This window comes from Mediterraneibacter massiliensis, from assembly GCF_001487105.1.
GTDB classification, from domain to species: domain Bacteria; phylum Bacillota; class Clostridia; order Lachnospirales; family Lachnospiraceae; genus Mediterraneibacter; species Mediterraneibacter massiliensis.
The window spans coordinates 1,934,788-1,961,034 of record NZ_LN913001.1 but is presented as its reverse complement, the minus strand read 5'-3'; the positions used below and the strand labels follow the sequence as shown (position 1 = coordinate 1,961,034).

28 protein-coding genes, 2 tRNA genes and 1 other annotated feature are annotated in these 26,247 nt (G+C 42.4%); of the genes, 24 read left to right on the top strand and 6 right to left on the bottom strand.

The features are described from left to right. The first annotated feature begins 287 nt into the window (after nt 1-287). Both BN3282_RS13570 and BN3282_RS13565 read left to right on the top strand, forming a co-directional pair. Nucleotides 288-1,940 carry a putative manganese-dependent inorganic diphosphatase gene (locus tag BN3282_RS13570; RefSeq protein WP_059069966.1) on the top strand — a complete coding sequence of 551 codons (1,653 nt, stop codon included), beginning with the start codon at nt 288-290 and terminating at the stop codon, nt 1,938-1,940. Between the two features lie 17 nt (nt 1,941-1,957). Further along, entirely contained in the window at nt 1,958-2,530 is a 573-nt protein-coding gene (locus tag BN3282_RS13565; RefSeq protein WP_059069964.1) for a flavin reductase family protein, read from the top strand. Nucleotides 2,531-3,206: 676 nt separating this feature from the next. Here the strand turns inward: BN3282_RS13565 and BN3282_RS13560 are convergent. After that, entirely contained in the window at nt 3,207-4,577 is a 1,371-nt protein-coding gene (locus BN3282_RS13560) for an MATE family efflux transporter (protein WP_059069963.1), read from the bottom strand. Nucleotides 4,578-4,707: 130 nt separating this feature from the next. On the opposite strand from BN3282_RS13560, the gene BN3282_RS13555 reads away from it, so the two are divergent. From BN3282_RS13555 to BN3282_RS13545, 3 genes are read left to right on the top strand one after another with little or no spacing between them, the layout of a single operon-like run. Then, the gene (locus tag BN3282_RS13555; RefSeq protein WP_242866644.1) at nt 4,708-5,478 is read left to right on the top strand and encodes a polysaccharide deacetylase family protein; all 771 of its coding nucleotides are present in this window, start codon (nt 4,708-4,710) and stop codon (nt 5,476-5,478) included. A gap of 17 nt (nt 5,479-5,495) precedes the next feature. Next, complete coding sequence (locus BN3282_RS13550; RefSeq protein ID WP_059069960.1) at nt 5,496-6,233, top strand: tRNA threonylcarbamoyladenosine dehydratase; 738 nt, start codon at nt 5,496-5,498, stop codon at nt 6,231-6,233. 2 nt (nt 6,234-6,235) lie between these two features. Next, nucleotides 6,236-7,552, top strand: coding sequence for a replication-associated recombination protein A (locus tag BN3282_RS13545; RefSeq protein WP_059069959.1), 1,317 nt, complete (start codon nt 6,236-6,238; stop codon nt 7,550-7,552). Here BN3282_RS13545 and BN3282_RS13540 read toward each other — a convergent pair. The 3 genes from BN3282_RS13540 to BN3282_RS13530 are packed head-to-tail and all read right to left on the bottom strand — an operon-like array spanning nt 7,529 to nt 10,108. Further along, the gene (locus BN3282_RS13540; protein ID WP_059069957.1) at nt 7,529-8,041 is read right to left on the bottom strand and encodes a DUF4364 family protein; all 513 of its coding nucleotides are present in this window, start codon (nt 8,039-8,041) and stop codon (nt 7,529-7,531) included. The two genes, BN3282_RS13545 and BN3282_RS13540, sit on opposite strands and share 24 nt — an antisense overlap. Beyond that, nucleotides 8,034-8,960 (bottom strand): tRNA modification radical SAM protein MnmL/YtqA, encoded by a 927-nt coding sequence (locus tag BN3282_RS13535; RefSeq protein ID WP_059069955.1) that lies wholly within the window; start codon nt 8,958-8,960, stop codon nt 8,034-8,036. The genes BN3282_RS13540 and BN3282_RS13535 overlap by 8 nt, the downstream gene beginning before the upstream one ends. Beyond that, nucleotides 8,960-10,108 carry an NAD(P)-dependent malic enzyme gene (locus BN3282_RS13530; RefSeq protein WP_059069953.1) on the bottom strand — a complete coding sequence of 383 codons (1,149 nt, stop codon included), beginning with the start codon at nt 10,106-10,108 and terminating at the stop codon, nt 8,960-8,962. Before BN3282_RS13530 ends, BN3282_RS13535 begins: the two co-directional genes overlap by 1 nt. A 333-nt stretch (nt 10,109-10,441) precedes the next feature. Here BN3282_RS13530 and rho point away from each other — a divergent pair, with 333 nt between their 5' ends. Then, entirely contained in the window at nt 10,442-11,791 is a 1,350-nt protein-coding gene (gene rho, locus BN3282_RS13525) for a transcription termination factor Rho (protein WP_059069951.1), read from the top strand. A gap of 100 nt (nt 11,792-11,891) precedes the next feature. Here the strand turns inward: rho and BN3282_RS13520 are convergent, their stop codons facing one another. Further along, nucleotides 11,892-12,653 (bottom strand): TSUP family transporter, encoded by a 762-nt coding sequence (locus BN3282_RS13520; RefSeq protein WP_059069949.1) that lies wholly within the window; start codon nt 12,651-12,653, stop codon nt 11,892-11,894. A 191-nt stretch (nt 12,654-12,844) separates the two neighbouring features. On the opposite strand from BN3282_RS13520, the gene cysK reads away from it, so the two are divergent. Next, nucleotides 12,845-13,774: a cysteine synthase A gene (gene cysK, locus BN3282_RS13515; protein ID WP_059069947.1), complete on the top strand. Its 930-nt coding sequence runs from the start codon at nt 12,845-12,847 to the stop codon at nt 13,772-13,774. Between the two features lie 54 nt (nt 13,775-13,828). Then, on the top strand, nt 13,829-14,272 hold the full coding sequence (locus BN3282_RS13510; RefSeq protein ID WP_059069945.1) for an RrF2 family transcriptional regulator: 444 nt from the start codon (nt 13,829-13,831) through the stop codon (nt 14,270-14,272). Nucleotides 14,273-14,284: 12 nt separating this feature from the next. On the opposite strand, the gene BN3282_RS13505 is transcribed toward BN3282_RS13510, so the two are convergent. Continuing rightward, a complete protein-coding gene (locus tag BN3282_RS13505; RefSeq protein WP_059069943.1) occupies nt 14,285-14,713 on the bottom strand; it encodes an RrF2 family transcriptional regulator in 429 nt (142 codons plus the stop codon). A gap of 219 nt (nt 14,714-14,932) precedes the next feature. On the opposite strand from BN3282_RS13505, the gene rpmE reads away from it, so the two are divergent. The 16 genes from rpmE (at nt 14,933) to cdd (ending at nt 26,228) form a co-directional block, all read left to right on the top strand. Further along, nucleotides 14,933-15,133, top strand: a complete 201-nt coding sequence (rpmE, locus tag BN3282_RS13500; RefSeq protein ID WP_059069942.1) for a 50S ribosomal protein L31 — start codon at nt 14,933-14,935, stop codon at nt 15,131-15,133. A gap of 200 nt (nt 15,134-15,333) precedes the next feature. Beyond that, entirely contained in the window at nt 15,334-16,251 is a 918-nt protein-coding gene (locus BN3282_RS13495; protein ID WP_059069941.1) for a DUF1385 domain-containing protein, read from the top strand. Further along, the gene (prmC, locus tag BN3282_RS13490; protein ID WP_059070515.1) at nt 16,248-17,150 is read left to right on the top strand and encodes a peptide chain release factor N(5)-glutamine methyltransferase; all 903 of its coding nucleotides are present in this window, start codon (nt 16,248-16,250) and stop codon (nt 17,148-17,150) included. The genes BN3282_RS13495 and prmC overlap by 4 nt, the downstream gene beginning before the upstream one ends. Before the next feature lie 30 nt (nt 17,151-17,180). Continuing rightward, nucleotides 17,181-18,254: a peptide chain release factor 1 gene (gene prfA / locus BN3282_RS13485; protein WP_059069939.1), complete on the top strand. Its 1,074-nt coding sequence runs from the start codon at nt 17,181-17,183 to the stop codon at nt 18,252-18,254. A gap of 154 nt (nt 18,255-18,408) precedes the next feature. Next, nucleotides 18,409-18,481 (top strand) — tRNA-Val (locus BN3282_RS13480). Nucleotides 18,482-18,497: 16 nt separating this feature from the next. Continuing rightward, a tRNA-Met gene (locus tag BN3282_RS13475) sits at nt 18,498-18,571 on the top strand. A 140-nt stretch (nt 18,572-18,711) separates the two neighbouring features. After that, nucleotides 18,712-19,140, top strand: a complete 429-nt coding sequence (locus BN3282_RS13470) for a CvpA family protein (protein WP_059069937.1) — start codon at nt 18,712-18,714, stop codon at nt 19,138-19,140. Nucleotides 19,141-19,143: 3 nt separating this feature from the next. Further along, complete coding sequence (gene ispF, locus BN3282_RS13465) at nt 19,144-19,695, top strand: 2-C-methyl-D-erythritol 2,4-cyclodiphosphate synthase (RefSeq protein ID WP_059069935.1); 552 nt, start codon at nt 19,144-19,146, stop codon at nt 19,693-19,695. Nucleotides 19,696-19,705: 10 nt separating this feature from the next. Beyond that, nucleotides 19,706-20,836, top strand: a complete 1,131-nt coding sequence (locus tag BN3282_RS13460; protein ID WP_317246561.1) for a GNAT family N-acetyltransferase — start codon at nt 19,706-19,708, stop codon at nt 20,834-20,836. Between the two features lie 128 nt (nt 20,837-20,964). Continuing rightward, nucleotides 20,965-21,190 (top strand) — a binding site (T-box leader). A 105-nt stretch (nt 21,191-21,295) separates the two neighbouring features. Beyond that, nucleotides 21,296-22,024, top strand: a complete 729-nt coding sequence (gene epsC / locus BN3282_RS13450) for a serine O-acetyltransferase EpsC (protein WP_059069931.1) — start codon at nt 21,296-21,298, stop codon at nt 22,022-22,024. 1 nt (nt 22,025) lies between these two features. Beyond that, complete coding sequence (gene cysS / locus BN3282_RS13445; RefSeq protein WP_059069928.1) at nt 22,026-23,432, top strand: cysteine--tRNA ligase; 1,407 nt, start codon at nt 22,026-22,028, stop codon at nt 23,430-23,432. Then, on the top strand, nt 23,417-23,869 hold the full coding sequence (locus BN3282_RS13440) for a Mini-ribonuclease 3 (protein WP_059069926.1): 453 nt from the start codon (nt 23,417-23,419) through the stop codon (nt 23,867-23,869). Before cysS ends, BN3282_RS13440 begins: the two co-directional genes overlap by 16 nt. A gap of 1 nt (nt 23,870) precedes the next feature. Then, nucleotides 23,871-24,623: a 23S rRNA (guanosine(2251)-2'-O)-methyltransferase RlmB gene (rlmB, locus tag BN3282_RS13435; RefSeq protein ID WP_059069924.1), complete on the top strand. Its 753-nt coding sequence runs from the start codon at nt 23,871-23,873 to the stop codon at nt 24,621-24,623. A 21-nt stretch (nt 24,624-24,644) separates the two neighbouring features. Continuing rightward, the gene (locus BN3282_RS13430; RefSeq protein ID WP_059070512.1) at nt 24,645-25,268 is read left to right on the top strand and encodes a sigma-70 family RNA polymerase sigma factor; all 624 of its coding nucleotides are present in this window, start codon (nt 24,645-24,647) and stop codon (nt 25,266-25,268) included. Beyond that, nucleotides 25,265-25,711, top strand: coding sequence for a D-aminoacyl-tRNA deacylase (gene dtd, locus BN3282_RS13425; protein WP_059069921.1), 447 nt, complete (start codon nt 25,265-25,267; stop codon nt 25,709-25,711). Before BN3282_RS13430 ends, dtd begins: the two co-directional genes overlap by 4 nt. Nucleotides 25,712-25,817: 106 nt before the next feature. Further along, nucleotides 25,818-26,228 carry a cytidine deaminase gene (gene cdd, locus BN3282_RS13420; protein WP_059069918.1) on the top strand — a complete coding sequence of 137 codons (411 nt, stop codon included), beginning with the start codon at nt 25,818-25,820 and terminating at the stop codon, nt 26,226-26,228. The last annotated feature ends 19 nt before the right edge of the window (nt 26,229-26,247 follow it).

The window sequence follows — 26,247 nt, the reverse complement described above, 5'->3', positions numbered from 1 at the left end:
TATGTATAGATAAAAAGACAGGAAATCTTAAAAAATCAGTGCAATCTTAAAAAAATGATGCAATTAGTGTGACAGAGTTAGCGGCAGATCCTCATTATGTGGCAAAGCGACAGCATGCAAGGAGGGAAAAGGGTTGACGAATGAAATAAAAAATGGCAATCTATAGGTACATCTATCTTGTATACATAAGTTATAAAGAATAGATAAGCAAAGAAAATGTCGTGTTGTCAAAATGTCCTGGCGGACAAGGAAAAAGTGTACGGCAGGGATGACGGAGAAGAGGAAATATGAAAAAGGAAGAAAACAGTAAAAAAGTATATGTCGTAGGACATAAAAATCCAGATACAGATTCCATTTGTTCAGCAATTGCTTACGCAAGTTTGAAAACCAAGCTTACAGGTGTTGAGCATACACCGCGCAGAGCAGGTCAGCTCAATGAAGAAACACAATATGTCCTGGAACGGTTCGGTGTGAAAACACCGGCGCTTTTATCCGATCTGCGTGTGCAGATCAAAGATGTAGAATTGAGACATGTGGATGGTATACAAGGAAGCGTCTCAATAAAAACAGCTTGGGCTGAAATGAAAGATTTAAATATTAAAACACTTCCCGTTACTAGAAATGGAAAATTGGAAGGGGTAATTACAATAGGCGATATTGCTACATCTTATATGGATGTATATGACAGTACGATACTTTCTACGGCGAGAACACAGTACAGAAATATCGCCAGTGCGGTGGGCGGAAAAGTCATCACAGGGAATGCGCATAGTTATTTACAGAAAGGGAAAGTTGCAATTGCTTCTTCCAGTAAGATTTTGATGTCGGAATTTATTAAAGAAAATGATCTTTTGATCACGGGAGACCGCCCGGATGCACAGCAATATGGAATTGATGCAAATGTCGGATGTATCGTGGCATGTCATAATGCGCCTATAGAGGATAAAATCATCCGGCAGGCAGAAGAGAAGCAAATCGTCATTATCCAGACACCATATGATACATTTACAGTAGCAAGACAGATCAATCAGAGCATACCGGTCAGACATTTCATGAGTAAAGACGGACTGGTTACTTTTCAGATGAGAGACTATGTTGATGATGTAAAGGAAGTGATGGCACGAAAAAAGTTTCGTGATTTCCCGGTATTGGACGGCAAGGGAAAATTTCTGGGATTTATTTCCCGCAGGCGTCTGCTTAACTGCCGAAAAAAACAAGTTATCTTAGTGGATCATAATGAGAAAAATCAGGCGGTAGACGGGGTGGAAGAAGCAGAAGTTCTAGAGATCATCGATCATCACAGACTCAGCAGTATAGAGACAATGGGACCTGTATTTTTTAGAAATCAGCCGGTCGGATGTACGGCGACGATCATTTATCAGATGTATCAGGAAGAAGATATACTGGTGGATGCGCAGAACGCAGCTCTTTTATGCTCTGCGATCATTTCAGATACGTTGATGTTCCGTTCTCCTACCTGTACGCCATTGGATGAACAAAGCGCGAGAACTCTTGCCAAGATAGCAGGAATCGAGATTGAAGAACTGGCGCAGGAGATGTTCCATGCAGGAAGCAACTTGAAAGGGAAGACAGCAGAAGAAATCTGCTTTTTGGATTTTAAACAGTTTACTGTAAATGACACTGTTTTTGGCGTGGGACAGGTGAATTCCATGAGTGCGGAGGAACTAAAAGAGATTAAGGAGATCGTGCTTCCGCATTTGGAAAAGGCACGGAAAAATCATCGGTTGGATATGATATTTTTTATGCTGACTGACATTATTGCAGAATCATCTGAATTGTTGTGCTGTGGTATGGAGGCAAGGGAAAAAATTATTAATGCATATGATTTGAGAGCAGATACGGCAGATTTGATCTTAAAAGGAGTCGTTTCACGTAAGAAACAGCTTGTACCTACTTTGGTGGGAGCGCTTCAGCAATAGATAAAAGGAGATAAAAAATGGCAAAACAGATATGGAAAGCAGGGAATATGCTGTATCCACTTCCGGCAGTATTGGTCAGTACAGCGGATGGAAAAGGAAATACAAATATTTTGACAGTTGCCTGGACGGGAACTGTGTGTACAAATCCGGCAATGGTATATATTTCTGTAAGACCGGAAAGATACTCTTACCATATGCTCCAAAAGACCGGTGAATTTGTAATCAATCTTACGACAGAGAAACTGGTCAGGGCAACAGATTATTGCGGAGTGCGTTCTGGCAGGGATGTAGATAAATGGAAAGAATGTTCTTTGACGCCAGAAACACCGTCCAGCTTGAAATGGGCGCCGGTGATCAAAGAAAGTCCGGTCAATATTGAGTGTAAGGTTACAGAAATAAAAGAATTAGGAAGCCATCATATGTTTTTGGCAAATGTACAGGCAGTGCAGGTGGATGAAGAATTTTTAAATAAACAGAATAAATTTGAATTAAATAAAACTGGACTTATTGCATACTCCCATGGAGAATATTTAAATTTGGGGAAAAAGATCGGAACATTTGGGTATAGCGTAAGGAAAAAGAAAAAATAGAAATATAAATTTAACTGACGAACTGCCTTATAGAGAAAGAGTAAAATTTATTATAGAAGGTACGCAAAGAAACACTATGTCAGAACACAGGACAGGACCCGCTTTACCTCATCCGTTCGAGTGATTCTAAGCACAGAACATCGACGTGTCCATTGGAACACGCAGATGTTCTGCGCTAAGAACCAGGCGAACTGTATTCGGAACGCTCCTGTCAATGCCCTGCTTATCTGACATAGTGGTTCTTCGCTGTCTCTTCCAATCAGAAGTTTCACTCCACTATCAGAAGGTAGATTCCTCAATTAAATTTCAGAAAAAAAGACGACTTCACGTTGTTGTACATCTCCAATCGGAAGAGAATAGATACTTCTGCTTGGAAGTTTGTAGCAGCGTGAAGTCGATTTTTTAAAACAGGAACATGAACTTAAGCGGCGAAAGTGTATGCATGAAATGTGCACTCATTCGAGCATACCGCAAAACATACATTTTATGCGCCCTTTTGCCATTTGACTGCATATTTCTTTTGGATACTTCCGCAGTGTTAGCTCAATTCCGCCTCCGCTTCATTTCGCTATCGGCTATCGCCGAATGAAAAGGAACAGTTCACACCCTGTTTACATGCAAGCATGACACAGGGCATGAACTGTTCCTTTTCGCACTGCTTGTTGCTACGTTAAATTTATATATTATTTTTTAGTGGTTTAAGTTTCAATTGATTGATCCGTTTGAAAAGTAATGTGGATAATACTACGGAGACAACTTCTGCGATAGGGATCGCAAGCCAGACTGCGTTTAATCCCCATATCCTGGAAAATATATAGGCGACCGGAAGTATAACGAGAAGCTGTCTTGCAACGGAGATGATCAAACTGTATACACCGTTGCCGAGCGCCTGGAAAACAGAGCCCATGATGATACAATATCCGGCAAAGAGAAAGCTTAAGCTGATGAGGCGAAGAGCCGGGATTCCAATCTCTATCATATGCTGTGATGCATCGAACAATTTTAATAGGCTGCCTGGAAGTAGTTGGAATATGAGTAGTCCGACCAACATGATACTGACAGCGATATAGATGCTCAAGCGCATCGTAGAGAGGATACGTTTTCGGTTCCTGGCGCCATAATTATAAGCGATGATCGGGATCATTCCGTTATTCAGACCGAATACAGGCATGAAAATAAAGCTTTGTAATTTGAAATAGACGCCGAATACAGCTGTAGCAGTGGAAGAAAACGGCATCAATATTTTGTTCATGCCAAATACCATGATCGAACTGATAGACTGCATGATAATGGAAGGAACGCCTACTTTATAGATTGTAGATATGATTCGTTTGTCAGGACGGAATATTCGCATATTCAAGTTTAACTCTGTGTTTTTGCGGCAGTTAAACAGTAAGGCTAGGAACATAGCTACGATCTGTCCGAAAACTGTAGCAAGGGCAGCGCCAGCAACTTCCAGTCTTGGAAAACCAAAGAGACCGAAGATCAAAATAGGGTCCAGAATGATATTAATGACAGCTCCAGTCCCCTGCGTGATCATGGTATAGAAAGTTTTGCCGGTAGCCTGCAGGAGACGTTCAAAAGTAATTTCCAAGAAGATGCCAAACGACATAATCGTGATGACCAGCATGTACTGGGTACCGTAATTTACGATGACAGCATTATCTGTCTGTGCAGCAAAGAAGAAACGGGAACCAACAGTCCCGAATACAGCGATACAGATGAAACTGATAAAACCGAGGAAAATTCCGTTTCGTGCGGCTAAATTTGCCTCTTCAAAACGTTTTTCTCCTAGATTTCTGGACAACAAAGCATTGATTCCGACTCCGGTTCCGGTCGCGATGGCGATCATAAGATTCTGTACGGGAAATGCAAGTGATACGGCAGTCAAGGCATCTTCGCTCAATTGTGCAACAAACATGCTGTCAATAATGTTATATAAGGCTTGTACAAGCATAGAAATGATCATAGGGAGAGACATACTGATCAGAAGTTTGGGAACAGGCATGACTCCCATTTTGTTTTCTTTAGACTGGATAGTGTCCATGGTAATTCTCCTTTGTATATAATAGATTAACTAAACTATTATAACATCAATAAATAAGAATCACAATGCATATATTTTGAGGAGAAATAAAAAGGTATTTTGAATCAAAATAAAAAGGGCAGTGAAGGATTTGAAAAAAGACAGAATTGAAAAAGGACAGTTAAAGCGGATGGTACAGGCGGTGGGAATGGTATATGTATTTTTATTGCTGCCCGTTTGTATTCCTTTTACTGTTCAAACAAAGGAAGGAGAAAATAGGCAGCGTATAGAGAAAGCAGTAAGGACCGAATCGAAAAATATAGAGACAGAAGATGAGGCAGACACGGAAGATAAGAGGATAAAACCCAAAGTAGCGCTTACTTTTGATGACGGTCCTAGTATGGAATATACACCTATGCTGCTGGAAGGGCTAAAGGAGAGAGGAGTCAAAGCTAGTTTTTTTCTGATAGGCTGCAATATCGAGAAAGAAGGGAACAAAGAGATTGTAAAGCAGATGTATGCGGATGGACATTTAATCGGAAATCATACTTTTCACCATGTAGAATTGACCAGCCTAAGCAGAGAACAGGCGCTTATTGAACTTAAGGAAACGAGTGATCTGATCGAAGAAATCACCGGTGAAACAGTGGAGTATGTAAGGCCTCCATTTGGTTCTTGGAGAGAGGAACTAAATGAAGAAATTGAAGCAATCCCGGTTATGTGGAGCGTGGATCCGCTCGATTGGACAACGGAAAATGTAGAGGAAATTGTCCGTAAAGTAGTGACGGATACAGAAGAAAATGATATGATTTTGTTGCATGACTGTTATAAAAGTTCTGTGGAGGCAGCGCTGCAGATCGTGGATATACTGAAAGAGCGAGGGTTTGAATTTGTGACTGTAGATGAGCTGCTTTTAGATTAGAAAAAGAGGTAGATATAATGACGCATGAATATTCCAGGACAGAACGTATACTGGGAAAAGAGGGAATGGAGAGACTTTACGGAGCGTCTGTGATCGTATTTGGTGTAGGGGGCGTCGGTTCTCACTGCATAGAGGCGCTGGCAAGAAGTGGCATAGGAAAACTGACTTTAGTAGACAGTGATAAAGTGAATCTGACCAATATCAACCGACAGGCAGTTGCGTTTCACAGTACGATCGGGAGATTTAAGACAGAAGTAATGAAAGAGATGATACAGGATATTTGTCCGTCTATTAAAGTGCAGACATACGAAACTTTTGTATTACCGGACAATATAGCACAGTTTTTTGAAGAAAGGTATGATTATATTGTTGATGCGATCGACACAGTGACAGCAAAATTGGCGCTCGTACAGGCGGCACGCCAATATGGAATTCCGATCATCAGCAGTATGGGGACGGGGAATAAGCTGCATCCAGAATTATTTGAGATTACGGATCTGTCTAAGACGAGTATGTGTCCTCTTTGTAAAGTGATGAGAAAGGAATTAAAAAGCAGAGGGATTTTTCATTTGAAAGTTCTCTATTCTCCGGAAAAACCGATCCCTATTTATGATGGGAATGACAAGGAAAAGGAGAAAGCAGATCCGACGGAGAGAAAAAGAAGTGTTCCAGGGAGTGTATCGTTCGTACCTCCTGCGGCAGGTCTTTTGATTGCCGGAGAAGTAGTAAGAAATTTAAGCCAAGTAGGAGAATGAGTATGGATTTATTTGAATACATGAGAGAAAAAAACCAAGAGAAGGAATCGCCGCTTGCATCCAGGATGCGTCCGTCTACTTTGGAAGAAGTAGTCGGACAGCAGCACATTATAGGGAAGGATAAACTTTTGTATAGGGCGATCAAGGCAGACAAACTGCGGTCTATTATTTTTTACGGACCACCGGGCACCGGAAAGACGACACTTGCCAAAGTGATTGCTAATACGACGCAGTCTAAATTCACACAGATCAATGCGACAGTAGCAGGAAAAAAAGACATGGAAGAAGTCGTAAAAGAGGCGAAAGATCTGTATGGAATGTATCGGCAGAAGACGATTTTGTTTATTGATGAGATCCACAGATTTAATAAGGGGCAGCAGGATTATCTGCTTCCTTTTGTGGAAGATGGGACGCTTACATTGATCGGAGCGACGACAGAGAATCCGTATTTTGAAGTGAACAGCGCGTTGCTTTCACGTTCCAGTGTATTTGAATTAAAGGCGCTGGAAAAAGAAGATATAAAAAGTCTTCTAAAAAGAGCTGTATATGATGAAGAAAAAGGAATGGGGAGTTTCCATGCAGTGATCGAAGAAGAGGCATTGGAATTCCTGTCAGATATAGCGGGAGGAGATGCAAGAAATGCTTTAAATGCTATTGAGTTGGGTGTGCTTACAACAGAGCGCAGTGAAGATGGACGGATACATATTACGCTTGACGTAGCCTCGGAGTGTATACAAAAAAGGGTGGTCCGCTATGACAAAACAGGGGATAATCATTATGATACGATTTCGGCATTTATCAAGAGTATGCGGGGCTCTGATCCAGACGCAGCGGTATATTATTTGGCAAAAATGCTTTATGCGGGGGAAGATATTCGCTTTATTGCGCGCAGGATCATCATTGCTGCGTCGGAGGATGTGGGAAATGCAGATCCGATGGCGCTTACTGTAGCTGTATCGGCAGCACAGGCAGTAGAAAGAATAGGAATGCCGGAGGCAAGGATTATTTTGTCACAGGCCGTACTCTATGTGGCTTCAGCTCCGAAAAGTAATTCGGCGGTGACGGCAATCAGCGCGGCAGGTGAAAATGTAAGTAGGTACAAGACGACAGTGCCGGCACACCTTCAGGACGCACATTATAAAGGGGCACAGAAATTGGGGCATGGGGTCGGTTATAAATATGCGCATGATTACCCAGGACATTATGTCCGCCAGCAATACCTGCCAGATGAGATAAAAGATGCCAGATTCTATGAACCTGGCGATTTGGGATACGAGAGAAAAATAAAAGAACGATTAGAGGAGCTTCGAAAGAAGTAAGGCGTAAACCTCCTGGCTCTGCGCTGTCCAGCGGCTGGCTATGGTTTCGGCCTCTTTTTCTGTAGGAACCGTTAATTTCAGATCGATCAAGTTGAAGCCATTCTCCATGATCTGACAGCGCACCTCGTATTCGTGGTTTGTGTTTAGATAATAATCCGATTTTACAGCAGATTCTTCTTTTAGATCATATTGCTTTTCTTTGAGAAACTCGTCAATATCTTTTTGGATCGCAGCGGAAAGTTTGCTGTAGAAAAAGTGAATAGTTTCTTTTCCATTTTCAGTCAGATGATACAATGTCCGATTATGCGTCGTTTCTGCGTAGAGAAGATGGGAGGTTACCATTTCAGAAAGCGTTTCCTGGAGTTTGAAATAAGAAGTATATCCTTTATCCAGTATAAATTCAGATATTTGTGAAGTCGTCAGAGGAAAATCCACTTTATCCAGCATGTATAAGACGATCAGTTTATATAAAGTATATGTTTCAGCCATGATACTCCTTTCCCTGCCATATATCGTTTTCTTTCAGACAGTGTTCTAGCGCATTTAAGACAGTACGTTTTCTGCTCGTCCACAAAGGGGCAATCAGAAGATCTTTTGGTCCGTCTCCGGTCAGACGGTGAATGACGAAATCAGGATTTAAATGTCCGATACATTCTCCCAGCATTTCGATATATTCTTCCATGCTAGGTATATGGAAAGGGGAAGTCCGGTAAACAGACGCAAGATCTGTTCCCTGTAAAACATGCAGAAGCTGCAGCTTGATGCCCTGTATATCCATACGATTTAAATAAGAAATGGTCTGAAGCATTTGTTCTTTTGTCTCTCCGGGGAGAAAAAGAATGGTATGGACAATGACAGGAATATGATTTTCCCTCAGATCCGCTACCGCTTTGTCAAAGACAGAAAGTGGATACCCTCTTCTGATATACGCGGCAGAAGCGGGATGGATCGTCTGTAGCCCTAATTCTATCCAGACAGGTTTTATTTTATTGATCCTGGACAAAAGTGAAAGTATATCCTTGCTTAAACAGTCAGGTCTTGTGGCAATAGAAAGAATTTTTACATCAGGATCCTGGACAGCCTCCATATAGAGGGATTCCAGCCTGTCTAAGGGGGCGTATGTATTTGTGAATGCTTGAAAATAGGCAATATAAGAATGAACAGGACGTTTGTCTCTTAATACAGCCTTCCCTTTTTGGAGTTGTTCTGTGACAGACTCTGTAGGACATCCGGCAAAATCTCCCGAACCCTGGTCGCTGCAAAAGATACAGCCGCCTGTCCCAACCGTTCCGTCACGGTTGGGACAGGTAAGGCCTGCATTAAGTGAGATCTTATAAATTTTTTCTCCATAAGTCTGTTTTAGATAATAGTCCAGAGAGTAATAGCGCTTTTCGCCCCACTGTTTCATTAAATTAATTCCTTTACAGCTTTACTTACAGCATCAGCAACGCGAGGATCAAATGCCTCAGGCAGAATATTTTCTTCATTTAGTTCTGCGTCTGGAACAAGTGAAGCTATTGCTTCTGCAGTTGCAAGCTTCATTTCCTCTGTGATCTGTGAAGCTCTGCCTTCCAGCGCGCCTTTGAAGATACCAGGGAAAGCGACTACATTATTTACCTGATTCGGGAAATCGGAGCGTCCGGTTCCTATAACTTTAGCACCGGCTTCCTTGGCAAGATTCGGCATGATCTCTGGAACAGGATTTGCCATGGCAAAGAGAATGGCGTCTTTATTCATGGAGGCAACCATTTCTTTGGTTACGATATTAGGTGCAGATACACCTACAAAAATATCAGCATTCTTTAAAGCGTCAGCAAGAGTTCCTGTTTTGTTTTCTAGATTGGTTACATTAGTCATTTCTTTCTGCATCCAGTTTAAATTTGGAGAAGCTTTACTGATGATTCCGTTAATATCGCACATTGTAACATGTACAAAACCATAGGTGAGTAAAAGCTTGGCAATGGCCACCCCAGCACTTCCTGCGCCGTTGACAACGACATGACATTGTTCTTTTGTCTTTTTTGTGACTTTTAATGCATTGATGATACCGGCAAGGACGACGATGGCAGTTCCATGCTGATCGTCATGAAATACAGGAATATCCAGGAGTTCTTTTAAGCGTTGTTCTATTTCGAAACAACGCGGAGCAGATATATCCTCTAAATTGATACCGCCAAAAGCGGGCGCAATATTTACGATCGTACGTATGATCTCTTCTGTATCCTGTGTGTCCAGACAGATAGGAACAGCGTTGACTCCGCCGAATTCTTTGAAAAGAACCGCTTTTCCTTCCATGACCGGCATAGCCGCGCGGGCGCCGATATTTCCAAGACCGAGAACAGCGCTTCCGTCGGAGATAACGGCGATAGTATTTGATTTGATTGTGTACTTGTAAGCAGCTTCTGGATCTTTGGCAATGACCTTACAAGGTTCTGCGACACCGGGCGTATAAGCAATAGCCAGATCTTCACGAGTATTGACATGTGATTTGGCGGTAATTTCCAGTTTCCCATGCCACTGCTCATGCATTTGTAAAGCTTTTTCATTGTTTGTCATGATGATTCCACCTCACTGATTCTGAAATATTTTCTCTGCTGATTATCATAACACTGTTGAAGGATGTACGCAACCAGTAAGGCGACATATAGAGAAAAAAGGCTTTCCTTTTTATAATATATACGGTATAATAAAACAGTGTTGAAATTACACAGAGAACTCTTGGTATGATATTTTCAATTTCAGTCAATTCAGACTACTGTTTCTTAAAAAAGAAATAGTAAAAATCCCGAAAGTATATGAAAGAATCAGATAATAAAGCAATACAGAGATACATATTGTATTTAAAAATTTTTATAAAAAGAGGAAAATTGTGAAAGGAAAGGTATTTTTATGACGCGGGAAAAGTATGAGTCACTGCCGCTTGCGACTTTGAAAGAACTGGCAAAAGCGAGAAAAATGAAGGGGATTTCTGCTATGAAGAAGGCGGAACTCGTCGAAGCAATGCTTGCACAGGATGAGAAGGAGAAGCAGGATGAAGCAAGAGAAGAAGCAAAAGAAGGAATAAAAGAGGAATTAAAAGAGAAAAAAGATGGAACAGATATAGAACAGCTGGACAGTGGGAAGACGGCAAATGGAATATTAGAAGTACTTCCGGATGGGTATGGTTTTATTCGGTGTGAAAATTATCTTCCGGGAGAAAATGATGTCTACGTATCTCCATCTCAGATCCGCCGGTTTAATTTAAAAACTGGGGACATTATTATGGGTAATACGAGAGTAAAGACACAGTCTGAAAAATTCAGCGCACTTTTATATGTATCTACAGTAAACGGGGTGCGTCCGTCAGAGGCATCCAAAAGACCCAATTTTGAAGATCTGACTCCTATCTTTCCGGATCAGCGATTAAAATTAGAGACACCGGGCAGCTCTACAGCTATGCGGATCGTGGATCTGCTCTCTCCGATAGGAAAAGGACAGAGAGGTATGATCGTATCTCCGCCAAAGGCTGGAAAGACGACGCTTTTAAAGGAAGTTGCGCTTGCTGTACAGAAACGAGAACCGAACATGCATCTTCTGATCTTATTGATCGATGAGCGCCCGGAGGAAGTGACAGATATAAAAGAGGCTATTGCGGGCAAGAATGTAGAGGTGATCTATTCTACATTTGATGAACTGCCGGAACATCATAAGCGCGTGTCTGAGATGGTGATCGAACGTGCAAAACGTCTGGTAGAGCATGGGAAAGATGTGATGATATTGCTGGACAGTATCACACGTCTGGCACGCGCATATAACCTGACTGTGCCACCGTCAGGGCGTACGTTGTCAGGCGGATTAGATCCAGCGGCTCTGCATATGCCGAAACGGTTTTTCGGGGCGGCAAGAAATATGCGGGAAGGAGGAAGCCTGACGATACTTGCTACAGCATTGGTGGAGACAGGAAGCAAAATGGATGATGTAGTGTATGAAGAATTTAAAGGAACCGGAAATATGGAATTAGTGCTGGACAGAAAGTTACAGGAAAAGAGAGTATTTCCGGCAATCGATATTCCGAAATCGGGGACAAGAAGAGAAGATCTTTTATTGAACAAAGAAGAGCAGGAGGCGGTTTACATCATACGTAGGGCCATGAATGGGATGAAAGCAGAGGAAGCAGTGGACAACTTGCTGAATATGTTTTCACGTACAAAGACCAATACGGAGCTGGTACAGATGGTAAACCGGCAGAAATTTATATAGAGATTTAGCAAAAGGGGGCGCCGAGAAAGGCGTCCCTTTATTCTTTTATACCAAGGAATTGGCTTATTTGGGTGTTCTGTTCTATCAGCTGTAAGTATTTTTAATAGACTCCTAAGATTTTCAAAAAGAGCAGAAACAGGACAAAAAGAATACTGGGTTTTACGATCTTTGCACCATTTTTCATGACTAATCCGGCGCCCAGATAACCGCCTGCCATATTACAGAGTGCAGCTGCGATTCCTAGAGGAAGAAGTATCTGACCGTTTATAAGAAAGACAGCCAGAGCGGTGATGTTTGTTGTAAGGTTGATGATCTTTGCCTGGGCGTTTGCTGTAGGAATACTTAGATGAGCGCATACTGTAAAGGCTATTATGAGAAAGGTACCGGTTCCGGGACCATAGAAACCATCATAACCTCCGATAAAAAAAGCAGAAAGAATGGCCGTTAGGTAAGTTTTCTTGTCCAATATGACGATTTCGCTGCCTTTGTCATGGAATATTTTTTTATTTAGTACTAAAAAAGCGGAGAGTGGAAGAATAAAAACAAGTACATAGAGCATGATTTTTTCAGGTACAAGCATGGAAATTTTTGCGCCCAGTGAAGAACCTAAGATTGCCGCAAAAATAGAAGGAACTGCGAGTCTGAAGTTGATCAGATGGTTTCTTATAAAACGCAAAGTTGCCAGAAGAGTACCGCAGGTGGAAGAAAGTTTATTTGTAGCGACTGCCATGTGAGGCGGAAGACCTGCGATCAGATATGCAGGAATAGAAATCAGACCACCACCCCCGCCGATCGCGTCGACCAGACCGGCAAGAAAGAGAAGCGGACATACGATAAGAAAAGAAACAGGTGTCAGTTCCATGATGAACTCCTTTCTGAATTGAGCTGCAGTCGTATGAAGAGTATCTATATACTGATTTTATGTTATCACATGAATGAGAAAAAAGGAAGAAAATAGAAAACATATAAAACATACTTGACAAATAGGTATTCCAGAAATATAATGTAGAAAAATAAACATACTAATTTGATAGGAAAAAGGAGGAACGGCATATGGCAGGAATTTATAGAGGAACTTTGGATTTGATTGGGAATACACCGTTGGTCGAAGTGGTGAATTTGGAAAAAGAGCTGGAACTAAAAGCGAGAATACTGGTCAAATTGGAGTATCTGAATCCGGCGGGAAGTGTAAAAGATCGTGTGGCAAAAGCGATGATCGAAGATGCAGAGGCAAAAGGAATACTGAAAGAAAATTCGGTACTGATCGAACCGACATCAGGGAATACCGGGATTGGACTCGCAGCGATCGCAGCGGTGAAAGGCTATCGTATGATCCTTACTATGCCGGAAACGATGAGCGTGGAGAGAAGAAATATATTGAAGGCATATGGAGCAGAGATCGTATTGACAGATGGGACAAAAGGGATGAAAGGCGCAATAGAAAAAGCAGAGGAATTGGCAAAAGAGATACCAGACAGCTTTATCCCCGGACAGTTTACAAATCCTTCTAATCCGGAAATGCATCGAAAGACAACAGGGCCGGAGATCTGGAGAGATACAGACGGGAATGTAGATGTCTTTATAGCAGGGATAGGTACAGGCGGGACATTGACTGGTGTTGGAGAGTACTTAAAGGAACAAAACCCGGATATCAAAATTGTGGCATTAGAACCGTCCACTTCTCCGGTCCTTTCAGAAGGAAAAAGCGGACCGCATAAGATACAAGGTATCGGTGCTGGTTTTGTGCCTGATGTTCTGAATACAACAATATATGATGAGATCATACAGGCAGATGCAGATGATGCTTTTAAGATAGGAAGAATGCTTGCTAAAACAGAAGGTATTCTGACGGGTATCTCTTCAGGAGCAGCACTTTGGGGAGCCATAGAGCTTGCGAGACGCCCTGAAAATGAAGGGAAGACGATTGTCGCATTGCTTCCTGACAGTGGAGATCGGTACTATTCTACACCTTTGTTTGTATAAATTGCGTGAAAAGGAGGCGGCGTGTAGAAGAGAAGATAAAATGGAGGGGAAGGCATGAAATTATCAAAGAAAACACGATATGGGATCCGTGCGTTGATGGATCTTGCAGCCAGTACAAAAACAGAACAGGTGGCATTAAATAGTATTGCGCAAAGAAATGCGATTTCTGTTCAATTTTTAGAACAGGTATTTTCTGCTTTGAAAAGGGCTCGTCTTGTTAGAAGTGTAAAAGGTCCGCAGGGCGGGTATCTTCTGGAGAAAAATGCGGCAGACATCACCGTGGCAGAGATAGTAGAAGCTTTGGAAGGAAGCTACTTTTTTGAAAACGAGACAGAAGAACATATAGAAGCTTCTGGGAGTTCTCGTGTGATACAGGAACTCATTGTTGACAGAGTAAATGAAAGCCTGAGAGAGATTTTAGAAAATGTTACGCTTAAGGATCTGACAGAGCATTTTCTGGAATATCGTGATTATTCCCAGAATATGTATTATATTTAAGAAAAAAGAGATTTAGAAGTCCTTTCCCTTGTCAATATCGGCTGTCATGAGATCGAAAAGTGTGACACTGTCCAGATAATGGGTGATCATGGAATTTAGTTTCTTCCAAAGTGGGTGTGTAGGACAGACAGACTGCCGGGGACATTCGGGGGTGCATTCTTCCACGCAGGATACAGGAGCAAGGGTTCCTTCTGTAAGACGGAGAATGCTGCCAACAGTGTATTCGTCAGGTTGCTTTGTTAAACGGTATCCGCCCTTTTTGCCTCTAAGTCCTGTCAAAAATTGTTGCTTGACCAAAGTTTTTATGATATTTTCCAGATATTTTTCGGAAATGTTTTGTCTGGCGGCAATCTCATTTAATGGGGTATAAGTATCTGGTGACTGGCGGGCCAGGTCAATCATCACGCGGAGCGCATAGCGGCCTCTTGTTGAAATTTTCATAAAAAATCCCTCCTTTGACTTTACTTTATTGTACTATATCCGGCTTGTCAAGAGAGAGAAACGTATATCGTGTTTGATAAAGGCAGTTGAAAATGTGTATAGAAATATATTTTGAAAGATTTTGGGAGAAAAATACTTGCCAAAGAAATAATCTTATGATACAATGACATAGCTGTTTAGAGATTATAATAAGTATTTTAAAATAGAGAGGTGAAAATCATGCGCGAAGGAATCCATCCAGAATACCATCAGGCAACTGTGACCTGCAACTGTGGAAATACATTTGTGACAGGTTCTACAAAAGAAAATATCCACGTGGAAATTTGTTCTAAATGTCATCCGTTCTATACAGGCCAGCAGAAAGCAAGCCAGGCACGTGGTCGTGTTGATAAGTTCAACAAGAAATATGGTATTAAATAAGATTGAAGAAACACAGGCTGAGGTAGAAATCTCAGCCTGTTATATTATACCTTGTCGGGCGAAGCGGCCGCCTGTAAGGCAATAGTGTACGGTGTCCGGGATATACCCTGAGGGGCGTATATGGGGATATTTCATAACGGTGTCTTTTGGACAAGGAAGGGTGCTTTGATAGGGTATGCCTGATATGGATAGGAGGAAATATGAAATCATCAAATATAGGCGGCCAGGCAGTGCTGGAAGGAATCATGATGAGAAACGGCGGGAAATATGCTGTGGCAGTGAGAAAACCTGATAAAGAAATCGCGGTGGATGTGAAAGATTACAAAAGTTGTATTCCCTGGAAGACCCCACTTAAGATTCCGTTTATAAGAGGAATTTTTAATTTTATAGATTCCCTTGTTATTGGTATGCGGACGCTTACCTATTCTGCTGACTTTTTTGAAGAGGAAGAAGAAACCCGTCAGATGACGGAGGAGGAAGCAAAAAAACAAGAAAAGAAAGAAAAGGTTTTGATGAATCTAACGATAGCTCTTTCTGTAATTCTTGCGTTGGCGATCTTCATGGTCCTGCCCTATTTCTTAAGCAATTTTTTGAAGAAATTTACAGAGTCGCGTATGGTCATGGTAATTTTTGAGGGAATCATCAGAGTCCTGCTCTTTCTTGGATACATCCTTTTAGTGTCCCGTATGGAAGATATACAGCGGACATTTATGTACCACGGTGCAGAACATAAGTGTATAAATTGCATTGAGAGTGGTCTTACATTGAATGTGGAGAATGTAAGAAAAAGTTCCAAGCAGCATAAGCGGTGTGGGACTAGCTTTCTGTTTTTTGTTATGCTCGTGAGTATTCTGTTTTGCTTTTTTATTACAGCAGAATCCCAGGTCGTGAGGATGCTTTTAAGAATCGCGCTGTTTCCTTTGATAGCAGGAGTTTCTTATGAAATCATCAAATTAGCAGGGAACAGTAACAATGTATTTGTGGAACTTTTGAGCAAGCCGGGGATGTGGATACAGAATCTTACGACAAAGGAACCGGATGACAGCATGATCGAGGTGGCAATCTGCGCGGTGGAGGCTGTGTTCGATTGGGAAGCCTGGCAGAAGGAGAATTTATGAAATCGGGAGAAGAAAGCCTGCAAGACGCATACAGCTGGGGCAGAGGAGAGTTAGAAAGTGCGAAGATCCAAGAGTATGAACTGGATGCATGGTATCTTTTGGAATATGTGACAGGGATTGACAAGGCCCGATATTATGTAGAACCGGCACAAAAGATAAGTGAAGAACAAAAGCAGACATACTGTTCTTTGATAAACAGAAGAAAAAAAAGAGTGCCCTTACAGCATTTGACAGGGGAACAGGCATTTATGGGACTGAAATTCAAAGTGAATGAGCAAGTTTTGATCCCCCGGCAGGATACAGAAATTGCAGTCGAGACGGCTCTGGAACTTCTGAAAAATGGAAAAGTTCCATCTGATGAGGAAGAAATCAAGATTCTGGATATGTGCACAGGCTCTGGATGCATATTGTTAAGTGTTTTATATTGGGCAAAAGAGCATGCAAGAAAAGATAAAAAGGGAAGGAAAATAGCGGGGATAGGGGCAGATATTTCCGAGAGAGCGCTCGAGGTGGCCAGAGAAAATGCAGAGAATCTGAATATCCTCGCAGAGTTTATTTCCGGAGATCTTTTTGAAAATATAAAGGGAAAGTTTGGAATGATCATCTCAAATCCGCCCTATATCCGTACTTCGGAGATTGAAAAGCTGGAGCCGGAAGTAAAAGAGCACGATCCGATCGAGGCGTTAGACGGAAAAACAGACGGTCTTTATTTTTATAGAGAGATCGTCCGTATATCCGGAGATTTTCTTGAAAAAAAGGGTGTTCTGCTCTTTGAGATCGGCTGCGATCAGGGAAAAGAAGTTGCTATGCTCCTGCAAGAGAATGGTTTCCTGGATGTGACGGTAAAAAAGGATCTGGCAGGACTTGACCGTGTAGTGTACGGCGTGTATGATAGGTAAAGTGAGTAATGGTAGAAAGGATAGAAAAAGATGTTTGACAAATTGGAGGATTTGGTAATCCGTTATGAGGAAATTATGGGAGAACTGCAGGAACCTGGAGTGGCAGATGATCCGGAACGTTTCCGCAGACTGATGAAAGAACAAAGCGATCTGGCTCCGATTGTAGAGGCATATAGAGAATACAAACAATGTAAGCAGAATATCGAAGACAGTCTGTTTATGCTGGAGGAAGAAGCAGATGAGGAACTGCGGGAACTTGCGAAAGAAGAATTGAATGAATCTAAGACGAGAGTAGAGGAATTAGAAAAAGAATTAAAGATCCTTCTGCTTCCCAAAGATCCGAATGATGAGAAAAATGTTATCGTAGAGATACGTGCAGGTGCAGGCGGCGATGAGGCGGCTCTTTTCGCAGCGGAAATCTATCGTATGTATGTACATTATGCAGAGGACCGCAGATGGAGAACAGAATTGATCTCTCTGAATGAAAATGGGATCGGCGGGTTCAAAGAATGTGTATTTATGATCACAGGACAAGGAGCGTATTCACGACTAAAATATGAAAGCGGGGTACATCGTGTGCAGCGTGTGCCGGAGACAGAAAGCGGCGGGAGAATCCATACTTCTACAGTAACGGTGGCGATCATGCCGGAAGCAGAGGAAGTAGATGTCGTTATTGACGAGAAAGATATCCGGATCGATGTTATGAGGGCTTCCGGAAATGGAGGGCAGTGTGTCAATACGACAGATTCTGCAGTGCGTCTGACGCATTATCCTACTGGGATTGTAATCTATAGTCAGACAGAGAAGTCGCAGCTTCAAAATAAAGAGAAAGCATTCAGATTGCTGCGCTCTAAACTGTATGATCTGGAAATGGAGAAGCAGCAGGCATCCGAGGCAGAGGCACGCCGCAGCCAGATTGGGACAGGAGACCGTTCTGAAAAGATTCGTACTTATAATTTCCCACAGGGACGCGTCACGGATCATAGGATAAAACTGACACTGCACAAGTTGGACACGATTTTAAACGGTGATCTGGACGAGATCATAGATAGTCTGATCGCGGCAGACCAAGCGGCTAAACTGGCAAATATGAATGAAGAGTAAGTTTTATCTTGGTGAAAAAGTGAATTGATAAAATTGTTTGAAAAATTTTAAAAATTTATTTAAAAAAAGTGTTGACATCCAGGGGAATTTGATAGTATAATAGCAAAGCAGGTTGCGGGTGGAAAAAGCATCCAAGCCTACGATACAAGGATATGGGGTCTTAGCTCAGCTGGGAGAGCATCTGCCTTACAAGCAGAGGGTCATAGGTTCGAGCCCTATAGGCCCCATATATTAATTAAATATGGCGGAATAGCTCAGTTGGCTAGAGCACACGGTTCATACCCGTGGTGTCGCTGGTTCAAATCCAGTTTCCGCTACTAGAAGGAAAGCTGTTGTACCGATTTGGTACAGCAGCTTTTTCTAGATAGTCAAGTAAGGCAGGGTAGTATTTATGCCCAGAGTATGGTAAAATCTAAAACTAAGAGATAAAAATCTTTGACTATGGAGGATAAAAGAGATGAGAAACAATCGGGCAGGAAATATATTTCGGATCATAGCAGGCGCATATCTGGCATATCTTGGTGTGCAGCTTGTGTCGGAGACGATCCAGAATAAGCCGACCAATGAACTTTTTAATATCGTGATGGGCGTGCTGTTTATTGCTGTAGGAGTATGGTTTGCTATAGGTGCGCTAAGAGAGATACTAAAAGAACAAAAGGCAGAAAGGGAAAGCGAGCAGCAGCCGGAGGTTTATGAGACTGCAGAAACAAAGGAAAAAACTTTGAGAGATCACTTGGTACAGACAGAGGAAAAAGAAGAGGAAAAAGAAGAGGAAAAGAAAAAAGAGACAGAAGCGAAAGAAGAAAAGGACGAGAAAGAAATAAAAGAGAAAGTCAGAGAACCGGAGCAGTCGGAAGACTTAGAAGCAGATTACGAGGAGAAATAGAATATGAGAGTTGGAATGGGATATGATGTCCATAAATTGACGGAAGGCAGAAAATTGATCTTGGGCGGCGTGGAAATTCCATATGAGAAAGGGCTGTTGGGACATTCTGACGCAGACGTGCTTGTCCATGCGGTGATGGACGCTTTATTGGGAGCAGCGGCATTGGGAGATATCGGGAAACATTTTCCGGATACGGATGCACACTACAAAGGAATCTCCAGTATGATACTTTTGCGGTATGTGGGGGAAATGTTGGATGAGAAGGGGTATCTGATAGAGAATATTGATGCGACGATCATTGCTCAGAAGCCTAAAATGCGTCCTTTTATCGAGCAGATGCGGAAAAATATGTCGGATGCGCTAAAAATAGAAACAGAGCAGATCAATGTGAAAGCAACAACGGAAGAAGGCCTTGGCTTTACCGGAAGTGGAGAAGGAATTTCTGCCCAGGCTGTATGCGCGCTGGAAAAGTATAGGAACTATGCGAGTTATGATGTGACAGAAATAGAAAAGTGTGCAGGGTGCAGTGGCTGTATGCGGGAAAAATCTGTTTAGGAGTCTGGAGATGGATATAGTTTTAAGAAAGCTGGAACAAAAAGAACATAAACGGACGAGAGGACTGTGGGAAAAGGTTTTTGCAGAAGATACGAAAGCATTTTTGGACTATTATTATTTTATAAAAGCCAGAGAAAATGAAATCTATGTGATAGAAGAGAAAGAATATATCCGCTCCATGATACACTTGAATCCATATACCGTGCAGGTTGAGGACAGAGAATTTTTGTGCCATTATATTGTTGCGGTGTCTACGGAGAAGGCATATAGAGGCAAAGGGTATATGAGAAAGCTTCTGTACAGAACAATGGAAGATATGTATCGGAGAAAAGAGCCATTTACATTTTTGATGCCGGCGGCGGAGGCAATTTATACCCCCTATGATTTTCGCTTTATCTATAAGCAGAATATTGGAGAGACAAACGGGACAGAGGGAAATCTTCAGGCGGAAGTCACGGAGGCATCTATAGCAGATGCAGAAGACATGGCAGCGTTTTTTGCAGCGTATTTTAAGGCGGAACATCAGGTATGCGCCGTGCGGGATGCGGCGTATTATCAGACAATGATCCTAGAACAGCAAAGTGAAAATGGCGGTGTCTGCCTTATGAAGGATGCCGGAAGGATCTGCGGGATGTTTGCCTATGCAAGAGAGGAAAAACTGGAGATCAGAGAACCGCTTTACCTGCCGGGCTGGGAAATGGAATTTTTAAAAGCGGCCGCACAGCTTCGCAAAGATGGAGAACCAAAGGCAGTCCTTTATGCATGCGCGGAAACGTTGGCTGTAAGGCAGAAGCCTGTCATTATGGCACGTATCCTTCATCTGGAAAGTCTGCTTGGCGTATTGAAAGTGAAAAAAAACGAGCGTGTGTCGTGTTCTTTTGCCGTGATCGACCCAATCCTTGTAAAAAACAGCCGCGTATGGAAAATACACAGCCGGGAAGGAGAGGATATGCTGACAGTCACGGAGACAGAGGATTCAGAAGGTGTACTGCCGATTGCCTCCCTTACTTCCTTTTTGTTCGGATACCGTACGCTGGAAGAAATAAAGCAAGAAGAGGGAGTGATACTCAGTGCACATCTGGAGGAGGAACTTGGAAAATTGTGTATACTGCGCAGGATATATTTAAATGAGATCGTATAGGAAACCAGAGAGATGAATACAGAAAAGTACAGGCAGATCCTGCGGTAGGTATGGGTGCGGCAAAGAGGAAAATCAGGTTGACAAATTGTCGGATTTTGCATAATATATATCTATATTCGAAAAATCGGAAAAAGGCTGAGAACGAAAAGAGTAGCATACCTGAAGCTGTCAGAGAGAGATTGTCGCCGGCTGAAAGCAGTCTTAAGGGGAGGGCGTGCGAAGTGCATTCGGGAGCTGATTCTGCGAAGGGGGTTCCTGGTAGCGGGGTACGTAACAGACATACGTTACATGTCAGAAAGTGAAAGAAGAGATTCTTTTAATAGAGTGGAACCGCGGAAAGACTTCGTCTCTAGATGAGACGGGGTCTTTTTATATCGCAGGAAGTTTTTTGAAACATTCTGCGATATAGATGCGCTGGATAGATGTATACATAAAATAGAAATATAAGGAGGCTTTCAGGTGGGAATTATATCTTATATCAGGGAAGAAATTCAGGTCATAAGAGAACGTGACCCTGCGATCAAATCAAATATGGAGGTATTGCTGTATCCGAGTTTTAAAGTGATCCTCAGATACCGTGTGGCACATAAATTATATCTGAAAAAGCATTATTTTTTGGCGAGATGGATCTCGCAGCGGGCAGCAAGAAAAACCGGGATCGAGATACACCCCGGAGCGACGATTGGGAAAGGACTGTTTATCGATCATGGGAGCGGCGTCATCATTGGTGAGACGACGATCATAGGCGATAATGTGACACTCTATCAGGGAGTGACGCTTGGAGGAACCGGAAAAGAACAGGGAAAACGGCATCCTACGCTTGAGGATAATGTGATGGTCAGCGCCGGAGCCAAGATCTTAGGGTCTTTTACTATTGGAGAGAATTCGAAGATTGGGGCTGGATCGGTCGTATTGGAAGAAGTGCCGCCGAACTGTACTGTTGTGGGAGTACCGGGACGCGTTGTGCGGATGGGGAATAAGAAAGTCCCGCGAAGCGATATGGATCAGATCCATCTGCCGGATCCAGTTTTAAACGATATTCATTCGCTGCAGGCAGATAACGAAAAAATGCACAGCCAGCTTATCGAAATGTTGAAAAAGATGAAATGTATGGAAGAGGATGGCTATGAGTGCGGACAGGAAAAAACGACAAAGATAAAAATAGAAGAAAAAAGAGAGGAGATATAAGATGAAGCTGTATAATACGATGTCAAAACAAAAAGAAGAATTTGTTCCCTTGGAGGAGGGAAAGGTAAAGATGTATGTATGCGGACCGACAGTCTACAATTTTATCCATATCGGGAATGCAAGACCGATGATCGTCTTTGATACAGTACGCAGATATTTTGAATATAAAGGATATGATGTGAATTTTGTGTCAAATTTTACAGATGTAGATGACAAGATCATTAAAAAGGCAATAGAAGAAGGTGTAACGGCAGAAGAAATCTCGAAGCGTTATATTGCGGAGTGTAAAAAAGACATGGATGGGATGAATATTAAACCGGCGACGAAAAATCCACTGGCAACAGAAGAAATCGGCGGGATGATCGATATGATCCAGACGCTCATTGAGAAGGGATATGCATATGAGAAGAATGGAACAGTTTATTATCGGACACGCAAGTTTAAGGAGTATGGGAAATTGTCACATAAAAATCTGGATGATCTTCAGTCGGGCGGACGTTCTCTTCTCGTGACCGGAGAAGATGAGAAGGAAGATTCTCTTGATTTTGTGCTGTGGAAACCGAAAAAAGAAGGAGAACCTGCCTGGGAATCACCATGGGGAGAAGGACGTCCGGGATGGCATATCGAGTGTTCTGAGATGTCAAAGAAATACTTAGGGGAACAGATCGATATACATGCAGGTGGTGAGGATCTTGTATTTCCACACCATGAAAATGAGATCGCGCAGAGTGAGGCGGCAAATGGAAAAGAATTTGCGAAATATTGGCTGCACAATGCTTTTTTGAATATCGATAACCGTAAAATGTCTAAATCTCTCGGAAATTTCTTTACCGTAAGAGAAATCAGTGAACAATATGATCTGCAGATCCTGCGGTTTTTTATGCTGAGCGCGCATTACAGAAGTCCTTTGAACTTCAGCGCGGATCTGATGGAAGCCGCTAAAAGCGGTCTGGACAGAATCGTGACGGCAGCGGAGAATTTGCGTTTTTTAAAGAAAAATGCAAAAGTAGAAAGTATGTCTGCGGCAGAAGAAGAAGCGTTTTCTGAAAGCGGACAGTATGCAGAAAGCTTTGAGAAGGCGATGGATGATGATTTTAATACGGCGGATGCGATCGCATCGGTATTCGAATTGGTGAAATACGCGAATACGACTGCGAATGTGGAGAGTTCAGCCGAATATTTGGAAGCCCTTCTTGGCAGACTGACAGCTCTCACAGACGTGCTTGGAATCGTGGTTGAGAAGAAGGAAGAAGTACTGGACACAGAGATAGAGGCTTTGATCGCGGAGAGACAGGCTGCAAGAAAAGAGCGAAACTTTGCACGTGCAGATGAAATCAGAGATACACTGCTTGCAAAAGGAATTATTTTAGAAGATACAAGAGAAGGAGTAAAATGGAAAAGAGCGTAGAAAAAGGCCTGGATTACTATATAGAGAAGATGTTTAATATAGAAGAGATGGAGGCAGAAACCTACTCTCCTCTTGTACTTGCTTATATTGGCGATTGTATATACGATCTGATCATCAAGAGTTGGATCGTGAGCGCAGGAAACAGGCAGGTGCATAAAATGCACGAAGATACGAGCGCATACGTGCAGGCGTCCACGCAGTCTCTAATGATGCGTAAAATGCAGGAACACTTGACGCAGGAGGAACATACGGTGTATCGTCGGGGGAGAAATGCAAAATCCGTATCTCCCGCGAAAAATCAGTCTATTACAGATTATAGAAGGGCGACGGGATTTGAGGCGCTTTTGGGGTATCTGTATTTAAAAAAAGAATACCAACGACTGACAGAACTCGTAAAAATAGGTCTGGACAGCTTGGCGGAAAGGGGAGAAGACTAAAGTGGAAGAAAGGAAAAAAGAGCATACACTTTTACTGGAAGGACGCAATGCAGTATTAGAGGCATTTCGTTCCGGGAAACCAATCGACAAGGTGTTTATTTTGGACGGCTGTCAGGACGGACCAGTGAGAACGATCGTGCGGGAAGCCAAAAAGCGAGATACTATCCTTCAGTTTGTCAGCAAAGAGCGACTTGCACAGTTATCGGAGACAGGACAGCATCAGGGAGTGGTTGCCTATGCGGCAGCATATGAATACGCGCAAATAGAGGACATGTTTGCATTAGCGCAAGAGCGGGAAGAAGATCCGTTTCTTATTCTTTTGGATAATATAGAAGACCCTCATAATCTAGGTGCGATCATCCGTACCGCAAATTTGGCTGGAGCACATGGCGTTATCATACCGAAAAGAAGGGCGGTAGGTCTTACCGCTACAGTGGCAAAAACATCCGCGGGAGCCTTGAATTATACACCAGTGGCAAAGGTGACAAACCTTGTAAAGACAATGGAGGAGTTGAAAAAGAGAGGACTCTGGTTTGTGTGTGCGGATATGGACGGCGAATCCATGTATCGTCTGAATCTAAAAGGACCGATCGGACTGGTTATTGGAAATGAAGGGGACGGGGTAGGACGTCTTGTGAAGGAAACCTGTGATTTTACAGCAAGCATTCCAATGAAAGGGGAGATTGATTCTCTGAATGCTTCTGTTGCGGCAGGGGTGCTCGCCTATGAGATAGTCAGACAGAGAATGTCCTGATTGGGAACAGAGGAAAAAAGAATGGGAAAATATGAAAAAATCTCAGATGAGCAGCTGATCAAAAAACTGCGCGCAGGAGAAGATGACATCATGGATTTTATCATGATGAAATATAAATCTATGGTGAGAAAAAAAGCACGAGCAATGTATCTGCTGGGGGGAGAGAATGAGGATCTGATCCAGGAAGGCATGATCGGGCTGATCAAAGCAGTAAGAGATTTTGACGAATCTCAGGGCGCTTCATTTTTTAGTTTTGCCGAATTATGCGTTTCACGGCAGATGTATACAGCAATAGAGGCATCAAAGAGGAAAAAGCATCTGCCTTTAAATTCCTATGTTTCCTTGTACGAAGAGAGTGAAACAGAAGGGGAAGGAAAAAAACTTGCTCTAATAGATACAATCGAACCGGAAAAGGAGAATAATCCAGAGGCATTGTATTTTGGGAAAGAGTATACAGAGGCATTGATCGAGAATTTGAAAGAGAATTTAAGCACATTGGAAAATCATGTTTTATATCTGCATTTGATGGGAACAGATTATCGGACGATCGCAGAATTGTTAGATAAAAGTCCGAAAGCGATAGACAATGCGCTTCAAAGGATCAAAAATAAAGCGGAAAAAATGTTTGGAGGGAAAATACGGTGAGATTTGTTATACAGAGGGTGACGGAGGCGTCTGTTTCAGTGGAAAATAAGAAGATTGGCGAGATCAAGCAAGGCTTTCTTACCTTGATTGGCGTATCAGAAGAAGATACACTAGAGACAGCAGATAAGCTTGTAAAAAAACTGATCGGACTTCGGATCTTTGAAGATGAAAACGGCAAGACGAATTTATCTTTAAAGGATGTAGGAGGCAGTCTTTTGCTAGTCTCTCAGTTTACACTGTATGCAAATTGCAAAAAGGGAAACAGACCAAGCTTTATAGAGGCAGGAAACCCTGAGAAAGCAGAGCGGATTTATGAATATATCATTGACAAATGCAAAAGAGAGATTTCCTGCGTACAGACAGGGCAGTTTGGGGCAGAGATGAAAGTCAGTCTGGTCAATGACGGTCCATTTACGATTTTGCTGGATTCAGAGAAACTGTAATAGACTGGGTAGCAGTACAAAGGGAAACAAGGACAGAGATGGGAAAATAGAGTATATAGCAGGCTTCAGATTTTTGAGTAAAAAGAAAGGTTTGGAGGCGGAATGTATGTTAGAAGAACAGACAGTGAAGAAGCTGATCAAATGTGCGTTAGAGCAGAGAAAATTTTCTTATGCACCGTATTCCAATTTTTGCGTAGGTGCGGCGCTGCTTGCAGAAAATGGAACAGTATATACAGGATGTAATATTGAAAATGGGGCATATAGTCCGAGTAACTGCGCAGAGAGAACTGCATTTTTTAAAGCTGTCAGTGAAGGGGTAAAAGAATTTCGGGCGATCTGCATCGTAGGGGCGCCAAAAGACGAAACTCCCAATGAGTTTTGCCCTCCCTGCGGAGTCTGCAGACAGGTTATGCTGGAATTTTGCGGCTCGGATTTTCTGATCGTTCTGGCAGCGGATCAAGAGAAATATCAGATATTTACATTAGAAGAACTGGTGCCAATGGGATTTCATTTATAAAAGCAAAGGGGGCAAGGTA